At 43.8% G+C, this 15,186-nt stretch carries 12 protein-coding genes; 4 read left to right on the forward strand and 8 right to left on the reverse strand.

What is annotated here, in order from left to right; translation table 11 throughout:
- Window positions 1-10 precede the first annotated feature (10 nt).
- From msbA to kdsB, 4 genes are read left to right on the forward strand one after another with little or no spacing between them, the layout of a single operon-like run.
- Window positions 11-1,759 carry a lipid A ABC transporter ATP-binding protein/permease MsbA gene (gene msbA / locus R7P67_RS07090; protein ID WP_042522131.1) on the forward strand — a complete coding sequence of 583 codons (1,749 nt, stop codon included), beginning with the start codon at window positions 11-13 and terminating at the stop codon, window positions 1,757-1,759.
- A gap of 5 nt (window positions 1,760-1,764) precedes the next feature.
- Window positions 1,765-2,772 carry a tetraacyldisaccharide 4'-kinase gene (gene lpxK / locus R7P67_RS07095; RefSeq protein WP_053303249.1) on the forward strand — a complete coding sequence of 336 codons (1,008 nt, stop codon included), beginning with the start codon at window positions 1,765-1,767 and terminating at the stop codon, window positions 2,770-2,772.
- Window positions 2,753-2,932, forward strand: coding sequence for a Trm112 family protein (locus tag R7P67_RS07100; protein WP_005378451.1), 180 nt, complete (start codon window positions 2,753-2,755; stop codon window positions 2,930-2,932). Before lpxK ends, R7P67_RS07100 begins: the two co-directional genes overlap by 20 nt.
- On the forward strand, window positions 2,932-3,687 hold the full coding sequence (gene kdsB, locus R7P67_RS07105; protein WP_017820020.1) for a 3-deoxy-manno-octulosonate cytidylyltransferase: 756 nt from the start codon (window positions 2,932-2,934) through the stop codon (window positions 3,685-3,687). Before R7P67_RS07100 ends, kdsB begins: the two co-directional genes overlap by 1 nt.
- A 78-nt stretch (window positions 3,688-3,765) precedes the next feature.
- On the opposite strand, the gene R7P67_RS07110 is transcribed toward kdsB, so the two are convergent.
- The 8 genes from R7P67_RS07110 to pflB all read right to left on the reverse strand — a co-directional run bounded on the left by R7P67_RS07110 (window position 3,766) and on the right by pflB (window position 14,899).
- Entirely contained in the window at window positions 3,766-5,325 is a 1,560-nt protein-coding gene (locus R7P67_RS07110) for a SpoVR family protein (RefSeq protein ID WP_005378449.1), read from the reverse strand.
- Window positions 5,326-5,336: 11 nt separating this feature from the next.
- A complete protein-coding gene (locus R7P67_RS07115) occupies window positions 5,337-6,608 on the reverse strand; it encodes a YeaH/YhbH family protein (RefSeq protein WP_005378448.1) in 1,272 nt (423 codons plus the stop codon).
- A 47-nt stretch (window positions 6,609-6,655) separates the two neighbouring features.
- Window positions 6,656-8,590 carry a PrkA family serine protein kinase gene (locus R7P67_RS07120; RefSeq protein ID WP_005378447.1) on the reverse strand — a complete coding sequence of 645 codons (1,935 nt, stop codon included), beginning with the start codon at window positions 8,588-8,590 and terminating at the stop codon, window positions 6,656-6,658.
- A 492-nt stretch (window positions 8,591-9,082) separates the two neighbouring features.
- A complete protein-coding gene (locus R7P67_RS07125; protein WP_005378446.1) occupies window positions 9,083-9,583 on the reverse strand; it encodes a YfbU family protein in 501 nt (166 codons plus the stop codon).
- 136 nt (window positions 9,584-9,719) lie between these two features.
- Window positions 9,720-10,385: an energy-coupling factor ABC transporter permease gene (locus R7P67_RS07130; RefSeq protein ID WP_193843899.1), complete on the reverse strand. Its 666-nt coding sequence runs from the start codon at window positions 10,383-10,385 to the stop codon at window positions 9,720-9,722.
- A gap of 154 nt (window positions 10,386-10,539) precedes the next feature.
- Window positions 10,540-11,280, reverse strand: coding sequence for a pyruvate formate lyase 1-activating protein (pflA, locus tag R7P67_RS07135; RefSeq protein ID WP_005378444.1), 741 nt, complete (start codon window positions 11,278-11,280; stop codon window positions 10,540-10,542).
- 211 nt (window positions 11,281-11,491) lie between these two features.
- Window positions 11,492-12,469 (reverse strand): lipid A deacylase LpxR family protein, encoded by a 978-nt coding sequence (locus R7P67_RS07140; protein WP_213970504.1) that lies wholly within the window; start codon window positions 12,467-12,469, stop codon window positions 11,492-11,494.
- Between the two features lie 153 nt (window positions 12,470-12,622).
- Complete coding sequence (pflB, locus tag R7P67_RS07145; protein WP_005378442.1) at window positions 12,623-14,899, reverse strand: formate C-acetyltransferase; 2,277 nt, start codon at window positions 14,897-14,899, stop codon at window positions 12,623-12,625.
- Between the last annotated feature and the right edge of the window lie 287 nt (window positions 14,900-15,186).

Genomic DNA, 15,186 nt, shown 5'->3' on the forward strand with positions numbered 1-15,186 from the left:
AAGCACTTCTATGTCGATAAATACTGATGAAACGACTTGGCAGACGTTTAAGCGTCTATGGCAATTTATTCGCCTTTATAAGTCAGGTCTTGTCGTTGCAGTCATTGCATTAGTTATTAATGCCATATCAGATACCTATATGATTTCCCTGCTAAAACCACTACTCGATGAAGGTTTTGGGAACGCTGAATCTGATTTTTTACGCACGCTTCCATTGATTATTTTTGCCATGATGTTCATCCGTGGCATAAGTGGATTTGTCTCCACCTACTGTTTGAGCTGGGTATCTGGCAACGTAGTTATGCAAGTCCGTCGCATGGTGTTCAATCACTTTATGCATATGCCAGTGTCTTACTTTGATAAGGAAAAGACGGGCAATTTATTGTCGCGTATAACCTACGACTCAGAGCAAGTGTCAGCGGCAACTAGCCAAGCGTTGGTGAGCATTGTCCGTGAAGGTGCAAGTATCATTGGTCTGTTAGTTTTGATGTTTTACAACAGCTGGCAATTGTCGCTAGTGCTGTTTGCTGTTGCTCCCGTTGTAGCATGGGGTATTGGTGTTGTTTCTAAACGTTTTAGAAAAATATCCAAAAATATGCAGACCATGATGGGTAACGTAACTGCATCAGCAGAGCAGATGCTGAAAGGCCATAAAGTTGTGTTGAGCTATGGCGGCCAAGACATCGAACGTAAACGATTTGAAAAAGTCAGCAACCAAATGCGTCAACAAAGCATGAAGTTGGTGACGGCTCAAGCGGCGGCTAACCCTATCATCCAAATGATTGCATCACTTGCAATTGTTGCCGTTCTTTATTTAGCAAGTATTGATTCGATTAAAGAGCAACTGACTCCAGGTACATTTACTGTTGTGTTCTCTGCAATGTTTGGTCTGATGCGCCCACTTAAAGCGCTGACTAACGTTACTTCTCAGTTCCAACGTGGTATGGCCGCGAGCCAAACGCTCTTCGCGTTAATTGACCTCGAGCCTGAGAAAAACGAAGGTAAGTTGACAGTTGAACGCGCAAATGGCGATGTTTCAGTTAAAAACGTAAGCTTTACTTACACTGGTGCAGAAAAACCAGCATTGGAAAATGTCAGCTTCGATATTCCAAGAGGAAAAACGGTGGCGCTAGTTGGCCGTTCTGGCTCAGGTAAAAGTACCATCGCGAACTTGTTCAACCGCTTCTATGATGTTGACAGTGGATCTATCACATTAGATGGGCATGATATTCGTGATTACGAGCTAAAGAATTTACGTCAGCAATTTGCACTAGTATCGCAAAATGTTCATTTGTTTAATGACACGATAGCAAACAATATTGCGTACGCAACGGATGGTCAATACGAGCGCAGTGATATCGAGAAAGCGGCAACACTCGCGCATGCGATGGAGTTCATCGGCAAAATGGATGATGGACTTGATACCATGATTGGTGAAAATGGTGCTAGCTTGTCTGGTGGTCAACGCCAACGTGTTGCGATTGCGCGAGCTCTATTGCGTGATGCTCCAGTGCTGATTCTTGATGAGGCAACTTCGGCTTTGGATACCGAATCCGAGCGAGCTATTCAAGCTGCACTTGATGAGCTGCAAAAAGACAAAACGGTACTTGTAATAGCGCACCGCTTATCCACAATCGAGAAAGCCGATGAAATTCTTGTGGTTGATGATGGTGCCATCATTGAACGTGGCAACCACGCTGAGCTTATTGAGAAAAATGGTGCGTATGCACAATTGCACCGTATTCAGTTTGGTGAATAAGCGCGGTGATTGAAAAAATCTGGTTTGAAAACCATCCAATAAAATACCTCTTGTGGCCGCTTTTGTGGCCACTGAGTTTATTATTTGGAGCGATAAGCAAGTCAAAGCGAAAGCAATACCAAACTGGCCGCAAGCAAGCTTATAATGCGCCTATACCTGTTGTTGTGGTTGGCAATATCACTGCTGGTGGCAATGGTAAAACACCAGTTGTTGTGTGGCTTGTTGAGCAACTACAGCAAATGGGCTTTAAGCCGGGGGTTGTTTCTCGTGGTTATGGGGCAAAGGCTCCTGCCTATCCGTTAGTGCTAAAAGAAGATACGCCAGCGAAGCATTGTGGCGATGAACCTAAGTTGATTCATCGCCGTACAGGAGCACCTGTTGCGGTAGATCCTGTGCGTTCAAATGCAGTGAAAGCACTGCTAGATTTGGATGTGGATATCATAATTACGGATGATGGATTACAACATTATGCGTTAGGCCGTGATATTGAGTTAGTGATTGTGGATGGGAATCGCCGGTTTGGGAATGAAAGCCTGATTCCATTAGGTCCTTTACGTGAAGGTATTGAGCGACTTAAAGAAGTCGACTTTATCATCACCAATGGCGGTCAAGCGCATACGGGCGAAATCGCAATGGCTTTAGCACCCTCTAAAGCTATTAATCTTAAGACTAAGCAACATGTGGATGTCTCGGAGTTGAAAGATCTCGTCGCATTTGCGGGCATTGGGCATCCTCCGCGTTTTTTTCATACACTAAACTCGATGAACGCAGATGTTAAAGTCACAAAAGGTTTTGCTGACCATCAAGACTTTGATCAACAAGAATTAGAAGCATTGGCTCAACAAGGGACCAATGTGATTATGACCGAGAAAGATGCCGTCAAGTGCAGCCATTATGCGCAAGATAATTGGTGGTATCTGCCTGTATCTGCCCAGTTTGAATCAAACGATGCAGAGCAAATTTTAAATAGAATAAAAGAGGTTAAAGCGGCTTATGGATCACCGTCTACTTGAGATTGTAGCTTGCCCTGTTTGCAAAGGTAAGCTGACGTACGATAAAGATAATCAAGAGTTGATCTGCAAATTGGATCGCCTTGCTTACCCGATCAAAGAGGGTATTCCAGTTCTGCTAGAGCCTGAAGCTCGCACTATGAGCATGGATGAGGGACGCTAATGTCTTTTACGGTTGTCATCCCTTCGCGCTACGCATCGAGCCGTTTGCCTGGTAAACCGCTAGCGGATATTGGTGGTAAGCCTATGGTTCAGTGGGTTTATGAACAAGCGCTACAAGCGGGTGCGGAAGATGTCATCGTTGCAACTGATGACGAGCGTGTTGCGAAAGCGGTTTCGTCATTTGGTGGTAAAGTTTGTATGACCTCTCCCCACCACGAATCAGGTACGGAGCGTCTTGCCGAAGTTGTTGAAAAGATGGCTATTCCGTCAGACCACATTATTGTTAATGTGCAAGGGGATGAGCCTTTGATTCCGCCGTCCATCATTCGTCAGGTTGCTGATAACTTATCTGGGTGTGAAGCCCCGATGGCGACGTTAGCTGTAGAAATAGACTCGGAAGAGGAAGTGTTCAACCCGAACGCTGTTAAAGTTGTCGCAGATGAGCAAGGCTATGCGTTGTACTTTAGTCGAGCAACCATCCCTTGGGATCGCGATAACTTTGCTAAACAAGACAAAACTATTGCCAACCCATTAATGCGTCATATTGGTATTTATGCTTATCGAGCTGGTTTCATTAATACGTATGTCAACTGGGCACCAAGTGCATTAGAGCAGATTGAGTGTCTTGAGCAACTGCGAGTGCTTTGGTACGGTGAAAAAATTCATGTGGCGGTAGCGAAAGAAGCACCAGCGGCAGGGGTTGATACGCCCGAAGACCTAGAAGCCGTGCGCGCGATTGTTGAGAAGCAAGCGTAACAAATGCTCATATAGATTTAAGAATAAACAAGGCTCCTGAATTAGGAGCCTTTTGTTTTACTTGTATCGCGGTATTAGTTAAATGTTAGTGTCGTATTGGTTCCGTTTAGGGCAGGTCGCTAAGACTTCTCGGTGACCGGTGTCTTTCACTTCTTGGAGAATGACATCAAAGCCCCATAATCGATACACGTGCTTTAGAACTTCTTCGTAACTATCATCAAGTGGGATGCGGTTGTGAGGAACGTACTGCAACGTAAGCGAGCGATCACCACGGACATCGACATTAAACACCTGAATGTTTGGCTCAAGATTAGATAAGTTATACTGAGCGGCTAGGGTTTCTCTAATGCGTTTATAACCCATCTCATCGTGTATCGCAGCGACTTCAATAAAGTTCTTATGATCATCATCGTTGATCGCAAACAGCTTGAAATCACGCATTAATTTCGGAGAAAGGTATTGGCTAATAAAGCTTTCATCTTTGAAATTATGCATCGCGAAATGCACTGCATCTAACCAGTCGGTTCCTGCTAGGTCTGGAAACCACTCTTTGTCCTCATCAGTTGGTTCTTCACAGATACGCTTAATATCTCGGAACATGGCAAAGCCTAACGCGTAGGGGTTAATGCCATTAAAGTAAGGGCTGTTATAAGGTGGCTGAGCCACGACACTGGTGTGGCTATGTAAGAACTCTAGAATGAATTTTTCAGACACCAAGCCCTCATCATAAAGATGGTTGAGTATGGTGTAGTGCCAGAACGTTGCCCAGCCCTCATTCATAACTTGCGTTTGTTTTTGCGGATAAAAATACTGACTGATCTTACGGACGATCCGAACAACTTCACGTTGCCACGGCTCTAGCAACGGCGCATGTTTTTCGAAGAAGTAGAGCAAGTTTTCCTGAGGCTCGCTTGGGAATCGCTCTTTAATGTCTTCCTCTTTCGTCTTGGCTGTTGGTACCGTGCGCCAAAGCTCATTAACTTGAGATTGTAGGTATGCTTCGCGTTCTTCTTGTCTTGCTTTTTCCTCTGTAATTGAGATTTTCTCTGGACGCTTGTAGCGGTCTACACCAAAGTTCATTAACGCGTGACAAGAGTCGAGCAGTTTTTCCACTTCTTTTACGCCATATCGTTCTTCACACTCGGCTAAATACTTTTTGGCGAACAGCAGATAGTCGATAATAGAGCTGGCGTCAGTCCACGTTTGGAATAGGTAATTACCTTTGAAAAAAGAGTTATGGCCGTAACACGCGTGCGCTATCACGAGTGCTTGCATTGTTACCGTATTTTCTTCCATCAAATAAGCAATACAAGGGTCGGAGTTAATCACAATCTCGTAGGCTAACCCCATTTGACCATGTTTATAGTTCTGCTCTGTTTGAATGAATTTTTTACCAAATGACCAGTGGTTGTAATTGATTGGCATGCCGATACTTGAATAGGCATCCATCATCTGCTCTGAAGTAATCACTTCTATTTGGTTAGGGTAAGTGTCTAGGCGATAATGCTCCGCGACACGCTTAATTTCTTTGTGGTATCGCTCTAACAGCTCAAATGTCCAATCTGGTCCATCTGGCAACACTTTACTGTTACGCTTCTTAGGCGCCTCTCCTGAGAGGTTTCTCGTTGCGGTATTCATCGCTAGCCTCCTTACGCCGTTTCTTTTTGGAATAGTTCACGAAAGACTGGGAAAATATCCTCCACAGAGCGAATGTTTTTCATTGCGAAATTAGGAAACTCTTCAGTGAGTTTTTCGTACTCATGCCATAGAGTTTGGTGCGAGCGCCGCGTGATCTCTATGTAAGAGTAGTACTGACAGTTTGGAAGTAATTTGTTCACTAACAGATCCCGGCATCTTGGCGAATCATCTGCCCAGTTGTCACCGTCGGATGCTTGAGCTGCATATATGTTCCACTGACCAATCGGGTATCGCTCTTTTACTATTTCATCCATTAACTTGAGCGCGCTAGATACAATGGTACCCCCGGTTTCTTGTGAGTAGAAAAATTCGTGCTCGTCCACTTCCTTCGCTTGGGTATGGTGGCGGATAAAGACGACTTCGACATTCTCGTAGGTACGAGTTAAGAACAAGTACAAAAGAACATAGAAGCGTTTTGCGATGTCTTTCGTTGCCTGGTCCATCGAACCGGATACGTCCATTAGACAGAACATGACCGCTTGGCTCGATGGTACCGGGCGTTTCTCATAGTTCTTGAAGCGTAAGTCGAAGGTATCGATGAACGGCACGCTTTCGATTTTCTTGCGCAGTTCTTCAATTTCAGCCTTCAAGCGGTTCTCTTCAAACTGCTGAGCAGGTTCAATATTTTTGATGCGAGCAAGTTCGTCTTCTAACTCTTTAAGAAGTCGTTTCTTACCAGCAGTCATTGCAGTACGGCGCGCAAGAGATTGTTGCAGAGAACGTACTACGGCGATATTGGAAGGGATACCGGCAGTTTGAAAGCCTGCACGGTGTGTTTTCCATTCAGTGATTTTGGCAATTTGGTTTTTTTCTAGATTAGGCAGCTCGAGATCTTCGAACAAAATATCGAGGTACTCATCTTTTGATATTTGGAATACAAATTCGTCTTGGCCTTCTCCATCTGGACTGGCGTTCCCTTCTCCTGAGCCGCTACCCTGACCGCCACCTTTGGGACGCTCAATTTTATCACCAGTAATGAATTGGTCGTTACCGGGATGAACTCGTTCGCGAACACCACCTTTGCCTTGATGAAATATAGGCTCGTTGATGTCTTTGTGAGGGATAGAGACGTCTTCGCCCGTTTCCGTATTCGTAATCGAGCGTCGATTCACTGCGTCTGCTACCGACTCTTTTATTTGCTCTTTGTGGCGCTTCAAGAAGCGCTGTCGATTAACAGCGCTCTTGTTCTTGCCATTGAGCCTTCGGTCTATAAATTGCGCCATGAAATAGCCCTCTTCATGTTTCACAAGCGACCTAACTCAATACTGGGTTAGGATGACTTACGTACTCGTAGGTACCACTCAGAAAGTAGGCGAACCTGTTTCTCGGTATAGCCTTTTTCCATCATGCGAGCGACAAAGTCGTCGTGCTTCTTCTGATCTTCAGAAGAGGTTTTCGCATTAAATGAGATAACCGGAAGTAGCTCTTCGGTATTGGAGAACATTTTCTTCTCGATTACTGTGCGCAGTTTTTCGTAGCTGGTCCAAACCGGGTTTTGACCATTGTTATTCGCTTTCGCACGAAGCACAAAGTTAACGATTTCGTTTCGGAAATCTTTCGGGTTAGAAATACCAGCTGTTTTTTCGATCTTCTCTAGCTCAGCATTCAGTGAAGAGCGATCAAATAGCTGACCAGTTTCTGGATCTCGGTACTCTTGGTCTTGAATCCAGAAGTCTGCATAGGTGACATATCGATCGAAGATGTTTTGGCCGTATTCAGAGTAAGACTCAAGATAAGCGGTCTGAATCTCTTTACCGATAAATTCAACGTATCGAGGTACTAGGTAGCCTTTCAAGAACTCGAGATATTTCTCTGCTGTTTCAGCAGGGAACTGTTCGCGCTCAACCTGTTGTTCAATCACATAGAATAGATGTACAGGGTTGGCTGCCACTTCGGTTTGGTCGAAGTTAAATACGCGTGACAAAATCTTAAAGGCAAAACGTGTTGAGAGACCGTTCATGCCTTCATCGACACCAGCATAATCACGATACTCTTGATAGCTTTTTGCCTTTGGATCCGTATCTTTCAGCGTTTCACCGTCGTATACGCGCATCTTAGAGAAGATGGACGAGTTCTCAGGCTCTTTAAGTCGAGAAAGAATACTGAATTGTGCCAGAGTCTCGAGCGTGCTTGGTGAACAAGGGGCTTGAGACAACTCACTGTTTTCAAGAAGTTTTTGGTAGATTTTGACTTCTTCTGAAACACGTAGACAGTAAGGTACTTTCACAATATAAACACGGTCCAAGAACGCTTCATTGTTCTTGTTGTTACGGAAGGTCTGCCACTCAGATTCGTTTGAGTGAGCCAGAATCATACCGTCGAATGGAATCGCAGAAAGGCCTTCTGTGCCGTTGAAGTTGCCTTCTTGCGTTGCTGTTAACAGCGGGTGAAGCACTTTGATTGGTGCTTTGAACATCTCAACGAATTCCATTAAACCTTGGTTTGCTTTACACAGCGCACCGGAGTAGCTGTAAGCGTCTGGATCGTCTTGCGAATAGTGTTCAAGCTTACGAATATCGACTTTACCAACCAATGATGAGATATCTTGGTTGTTTTCATCGCCTGGTTCAGTTTTGGCAATACCGATTTGGTCAAGGATAGAAGGGCGTACTTTCACTACTTTAAATTTGGTGATATCACCACCAAACTCGTGAAGACGTTTAGCGGCCCAAGGAGACATTATCGAGCGAAGATAACGGTGCTCGATGCCATATTCTTTTTTCAAAATATCGCCATCTTCTGTGGCTTTGAATAGGCAGAACGGATGGTCATTCACTGGGCTGCGTTCGCCGTTAGCAGTAAGAACATAAATAGGCATCTGTTCCATCAGAGCCTTAAGCTTTTCTGCAAGCGAAGACTTACCGCCACCTACAGGGCCGAGTAAGTAAAGAATCTGCTTACGCTCTTCTAAGCCTTGCGCCGCATGTTTTAGGTAAGACACAATTTGTTCTATGGCATCTTCCATGCCATAAAAGTCTTTAAAGGTTTCATAACGAGAGATAACACGATTCGAGAAGATTCGGCTTAGTCTCGGATCCTTTGCCGTATCGATTATCTCTGGTTCACCAATCGCCATCAGTAGGCGTTCTGCTGCATTAGCATAAGCGCTTTTGTCATCTTTACACAGGGCTAAAAACTCCTGTAACGACATCTCTTCATCTTTTGCAGCTTCATATCTTGATTGATAGTGGTCGAAAATACTCATGTCGCTTTCCCCTTTAATAGTCAGTCTACCGACGAACGTTGATTCAGGCTTTCCACCAACAGTTATGCTCGTTGTTGTTTGAATATACGTCCTGTTATCACATTTGGTTCGTACAGAATGTAAGATTGGCGACACCAAAGACTTTGCTTTATGGACGGTTTTTCGTTACAACGGTGAGCGGTGGATATGAATTTTTCAATCACAGCCTTTCTCTACTTAAGCCTAGTCGGGGATTTGCAATTTTGCTTAACAATTATGAATTTATTGTAAAAGTGACATTTGAATCACTCTTTTATTAAGGACGAAGTTATGTCGTGAATAGGTGCAATAGAAATCAAATATTTGGCAAAGACAGAAGAGTCTCAGTGATTCGTTGTTCTACATTGAGCAAGGTAAGTGAAAGAGGTAGGAAGAGAGCAAAGTCTTAGATAAGTTTGTGACAGGGTAAATAACAAGGAGAGCGGGCGCTCTCCTCATTCTTAGACGACCATTTTATGCGCTGAAGATTTGCGCTAGTTCGTTTTCACATAAATGATACTGACGAGGGCAGTTACGCCAAGTTTGCAGCATACGGCGGTATTTATCTAGCATCGGCATTTGGCTGTTAAAGTGATGATCTGCCTTGTCAAACTGAGGGTACAAACCTTCAGAATCGATGAGAAAACGTACGTAATGTACTTGTTGCGCTTCTGAAGCAATATCAAATCCCAAGAACTTCAAGCGGCGCTGATCTACGTTGCTGCGATCTTCATCGTCTAGCATGTTGTAAGATTCTTGCATCGCATGATACATCTCCATAACGTCGATGATCTCACGACACTCTGCTTCTGAGAGGCAGCCGAAATCTTTGTTCAACTCTCGCATTTGTAGTTCATAACCACGTTCAACGATCGTTTGTAAGCGTTTGTATTTGGCCGCATTACTTGGATCAAGTTGAGACATAAGGTTGTATTGGTTTGATAGAATCAAACGTTGAGCGTTTGACATTTCCATGGTGACCTCACTAGATATCTAATACATTTTTAATGTGCTTAGGTTAACGCTTAAGACATGAGTGAAACATGATCTCAACACATATTTAATACTAAAAAATGGCAAGAACTGTCACTTTTGACCAGTTTGAAAACACTTATTTATGGTAATGATTGTATATGTAGTCTCGGTCTGAAAATACTCTCAGCCACTCTGGCTTGAATACGGTTAAAACCGCCAGTGCCATACCATTTAATAGACCTTCTGGAAAGGCGAGCAACGGCACAAAAACAAAGTAGTTATGTTGAATGGTTTCCCAATCGTAGTGACCAACTGATAGGTGATAAAAAGAGTTAATGATGAGGTGCAGACTTCCTGTTATCGCGCCATTGAAAAATCCAGCAACGAAGATGAAAACAAAAATGTTTCGTGGCAAGTAGTGGTAACTCAGAAGAAACACTAAGTAACTAATGAAAATCGGAATTAGGGCAGATAGAACTAACGACGTGGGTAAGAGTAGCAAGGACACATCATGTAGTAGGTGGTTGACCAACATAGCGGGAATGCTGAGTAGAAATGCCATGCGCCAACCATACATCATCGTCAGCGTTGTTAGTGCAAGAAAATGAATCTGTAATCCTTCTTTTACACCTGCTTGAGCGGCCCATAAAATACTGAAAAAGAAGAGCGTTGCAAAAACGAGGTGCTGAAATCCTTTTTCTTTTTCCAGTTTGGGCCAAACGACTTTTTTCCAATCTGGTAGGCAGTAGACAGCTACTATCCAAATTGAGACAACAAGAGAGCCTAAGTTAAACAAATCCATGTTACTTCCTTCCTATGCGAACATGACGCAATCATTTCTATCGTTCTTTTTATACCTAAATGACCGCAGAGAAACTCACTGATAAGGCTTAGATATAATCAAAAAAATACCAGCAATAAGCTGGTATTTTAAAGAGGTTAGTCTTGCGGTTCACTTAGTATTTTACGTTATCGTTGTATTGAGCAAGAATGGATTGAATTTCATCCATGGTTTCTTTCGGTGGCGGGTTTACGCCTTCGAGTGGGTATTCTAAGCCTAACGCTTCCCATTTATGAGCCCCTAATTTGTGGTAAGGAAGTAACTCGACCTTTTCAATGTTATCCATGTCTTTAATAAATTCACCAAGCATGTGTGCTGCTTCTGGGTCATCTGTGTAACCAGGCACGACGACATAGCGAATCCATGTTTTCTTTCCGATTTTTTGCAAGTAACGAGCAAAGTCCAATGTGCGTCGGTTGGATACACCGATGAGATCTTGGTGCACTTCGTCTTTCATGTGTTTGATGTCAAGCATGACTAAGTCTGTTGCATCCAGTACTTCATCGATAACATCAGTGTGCTTACGAACATAACCGTTAGTATCAAGACATGTATGAATGCCTTCGGCTTTAGCAGCGCGGAAAAAATCACGTACGAATTCCGGTTGAAGCATCGCTTCGCCGCCAGAACAAGTAACGCCACCGCCTGATGCATTCATGAAGTGGCGGTAACTTTTCGCTTCGGAAATGATTTCTTCAACCGTGACTTCTTTGCCATCATGCGTGTCCCAAGTATCGCGGTTATGGCAATACTTACAGCGCATTAAACAACCTTGCAAGAAGACGATAAATCGAATACCAGGTCCGTCTACGGTACCACATGACTCAAATGAGTGAATACGACCAGCTGTTGACATCTTTTGCTCTCATTACTAGTAAATTCTAGCTGTTATTTTATTACAAAAAGCAGGGTTAAAACAGCTTTGTCGGTACTAAAGGCAAGGTTATTTGAAGAAAGAAAATAGATGGAGCCAATCTACATAAACGCTTGAACACGAGGTGGTTAATACCTACCCCGAGAACTTGCCGTGTATCTAGATTGACTTCGATGCTGGGATAATCCAGTTTTTAGAAAAAGGCGAACACGGAGAACGAGCCTGTCCCATAAACATCGGTTTGGGCTTCTTCATAATCCGGTGTTTTAATCGTAAAGGTGATGCTTGCACCGTAATTTTGGTTGTACCAAGATACCCCCGCGACGGCACTTGCTTGCCAATTTTGCAGTGTGACGTCGTATGGCGCTGACGGTTCAGGAATGCCAGGACGATCTCCTTCGATAGTCATGTCATTAAAGCGGTAACGACCTTCAAACCCGGTGAACAAGAACCAACTCGACGTGCTCTGAGCGATCATACTTGCTGAAAAAGGGCTTTCGACACTGATATTGGCGGCTCCGATGCTATTCGCTAGGTTTGTACCCCAACGAAACATGACGCCTTGAGAGACATCACTACGGAAGTTACCCGCATTGATGTCGTTAATGTTGGTGATCTCCCATTGTGTTTTTTGTTCTTCGCTGCGCATCAATTTGTTAAATACGCGGTAACCAAGGCTGAACGCAACTTTATCTTCAATCTGGTAATCCCAACCTTGAGGGTCCGTCGATCCTGTTATGCCGTGAACGATTTCTTGCGCCTTTTCTGATAGCGAACTTTCACCCGTAGCTCCTATGGTGAAATTGTACCGTACAGCTTTGTCACTCGTTAGGGAAAGGTAGTTGATTTCGGTGTGTAGGTAACCAGCATATGGGCGATCATTGATTAGTGGATAATCGGCTTCAATGTCGCTTGGAGTCCACATTTTGTGGCCAAGAACCAACTCTATTTTATCGATATTGGCGTGCTCTGAGTTAGCTAGACTCAGCCATTTCCATTGGCTTTCTTGTATCAGTTGGCCTGTCGCGTAAGAAAGGAAAACACCATTCGTATAGTCTTGATCGACGCCAAAAATACCATCGTTGTCGATGGTAAAAGAAACCGTAGACTTAGTGGATGCTATTGCAACTGGAGAAAGAAGGGTAAGAATAATTAATTTACTAAATCTCATAGACTTTATTTGCTAACTTTTTTCGCATCATACGTAAGAATGCGGGCAAAAGTCTTTCGCGATATCACAACTTTCATTCAAGAAATAAAAAAAGGCTGATGCTACTTAGCATCAGCCTTTGTTGTATTACTAGAACGTTATTTCGCTATAGTCTTATAGAGACTCAGTGAATGTACGCGCGATTACGTCAGCTTGTTGCTCTGCAGTTAGAGAGTTGAAGCGAACAGCGTAACCAGATACACGGATTGTTAGCTGAGGGTATTTCTCTGGGTGCTTAACTGCGTCTTCTAGAGTTTCACGGTTAAGAACGTTCACGTTTAGGTGTTGACCACCTTCGATACCCGCTTCGTGGTGGAAGTAACCATCCATCAGACCAGCAAGGTTAGCGCGTTGTGAGCCCTCATCTTTACCTAGTGCGTTAGGTACGATAGAGAATGTGTAAGAGATACCATCTTGTGCGTCAGCAAACGGCAGTTTAGCAACTGAAGTTAGTGATGCTACAGCACCTTTCTCGTCACGACCGTGCATTGGGTTTGCACCTGGAGCAAATGGAGCACCAGCACGACGACCATCAGGCGTGTTACCAGTTTTCTTACCGTAAACCACGTTTGAAGTGATAGTAAGAATTGATTGAGTAGGGATTGCGTCACGGTAAGTCTTAAGCTTACGGATTTTGCCCATAAATACAGAAACAAGTTCACATGCAATGTCATCAACGCGTGGGTCGTTGTTACCGAATTTAGGGTAATCGCCTTCGATTTCGAAGTCGATTGCTAGACCGTCTTCGTCACGAATTGGCTTAACTTTTGCGTATTTAATTGCAGATAGTGAGTCAGCTGCAACAGATAGACCAGCAATACCACAAGCCATAGTACGTTTAACGTCACGGTCGTGTAGAGCCATTAGTGCCGCTTCGTAGCTGTACTTATCGTGCATGAAGTGGATAGCGTTTAGTGCAGTCACATATTGTTTCGCTAGCCAATCCATGAAGTGGTCCATTTTCTCCCACAGTTCATCGTAGTTAAGAACATCGCCTTCGATCTTAGGCATTTGCGGGCCAACTTGGATTTTTAGCTTCTCATCCACACCACCGTTGATGGTGTAAAGCATTGTTTTCGCAAGGTTCGCACGAGCACCGAAGAACTGCATTTGCTTACCAACAACCATTGGAGATACACAACATGCGATCGCGTAGTCGTCAGAGTTCATGTCTGGACGCATTAAGTCGTCATTTTCGTACTGAATAGAAGAAGTATCGATAGATACTTTCGCACAGAACTTCTTGAAGCCTTCAGGTAGTTGCTCAGACCAAAGAACAGTGATGTTTGGCTCTGGAGAAGGACCCATAGTGTATAGTGAGTTTAGGAAACGGAAGTTTGTACGAGTAACTAGCGTACGACCGTCAAGACCCATACCACCCATAGACTCAGTTGCCCAGATAGGGTCGCCAGAGAATAGATCATCGTACTCAGGAGTACGTAGGAAACGAACCATACGTAGTTTCATTACGAAGTGGTCGATCATTTCCTGAGCTTGTTCTTCAGTTAGCTTACCAGCCGCGATATCACGTTCGATGAAGATGTCTAGGAACGTAGAAGTACGACCTAGAGACATAGCCGCACCGTTTTGAGATTTAACAGCAGCTAGGTAACCGAAGTAAGTCCACTGAATAGCTTCTTGCGCAGTTTCAGCAGGACGAGAAATATCACAACCGTATTTTGCAGCCATTTCTTTGATTTGACCTAGAGCACGGTGTTGCTCTGCGATCTCTTCACGAAGCTGCATTGTCATTTGTAGGTCTTCGCCGTTCTCAAAACGCTCTTGTAGAGAAGAGAACTGCGCGAATTTATCCTTCATTAGGAAGTCAATACCGTATAGAGCAACACGACGGTAGTCACCGATGATACGACCACGACCGTATGCATCTGGAAGACCAGTCAGTACGCCAGATTTACGACACGCCATGATTTGAGGAGTGTAGATATCGAAAACGCCTTGGTTGTGAGTTTTACGGTATTCTGTGTAGATTTTTTTAACTTGTGGGTCTAGCTCGCGGTCGTAGGCTTTGCATGAACCTTCAACCATGCGGATACCACCGTTAGGGATGATCGCACGTTTTAGAGGAGCGTCAGTTTGAAGACCTACGATAGTTTCTAGGTCTTTTTCGATGTAGCCTGCATCGTGAGCAGTGATGGTAGAGATAACTGAAGTATCAAAATCAACAGGAGCGTGAGTCGCGTTCTCTTGTTTGATGCCTTCCATTACCTTAGCCCAAAGCTTGTTAGTCGCTTCAGTACCTTCAGAAACTAGGAAAGATTCGTCGCCTTCGTACGGAGTGTAGTTCTTCTGAATGAAATCACGAACGTTTACTTCGTTTTGCCAGTCGCCTGCAGCAAAACCTTCCCAAGCTTTAGCAAATTGCTCTGCCATGACATACCTACCTTTTTAGTAGAAAAAAATACGTACTGCTTCGCCGTTGAGCCAGCTATCCCCAGATAAAAGAGGGGAACAGTACACTCTTATGAATAACAATATTTATAGTCTTAAATTTACGTATTCGATTTACAAAACTATAAATATTGTCACTAGTTTTAACGTTTCTCTTTTTAAGCAACAGTTAGAGGTTAAACTAAAATTTTTTTGCAAACCTTAAACTAAATCAATAAATCCTCAAAAATCTCGATAAAAATGGGGTAGCGACGAGCGCTACCCACAAA

Source organism: Vibrio sp. Vb0937 (assembly GCF_033338855.1).